General features: G+C 39.1%; 1 protein-coding gene. It reads left to right on the forward strand.

Annotated elements, in window-relative coordinates:
• Positions 1-108: 108 nt before the first annotated feature.
• Positions 109-348, forward strand: a 240-nt coding sequence (locus tag Y882_RS20660; protein WP_046973444.1) for a hypothetical protein, incomplete at its 3' end; no start/stop codon positions are given.

A 348-nucleotide genomic window follows, 5' to 3' on the forward strand; every position in this document is an offset into this window, starting at 1 on the left:
TATTGGGTGATGAGTAGTATCAGAGAGAACTGATTTAACAAACACACTCGGTATAGGAATTGGGAGCCATCTGGCTCCCTTTTTCTTTTATGAACCAAGGAGTTCTATATGAACATTCGTCCTAATGAAGTCTATGGTATCAACCTAGAATACACTACAAACAAACCTGCTCTATTTCACTGTGGTTCCACTAATCTATTCCATGCTATGTGTGGTAATACCAAACCCCTTTACTTACCCGAATCGGATGATACCCATGCTCTACTAGGTAACTGGTTCTTAGAAGGTAAAGACATTAGTACCATTCTTCTTGAACCAAGGAAGAAAGTAGCAATACCTACTAATGCA

The sequence above is a fragment of the Dyella japonica DSM 16301 genome, from assembly GCF_001010355.1.
Taxonomy (GTDB): Bacteria; Pseudomonadota; Gammaproteobacteria; order Xanthomonadales; family Rhodanobacteraceae; genus Dyella; species Dyella japonica.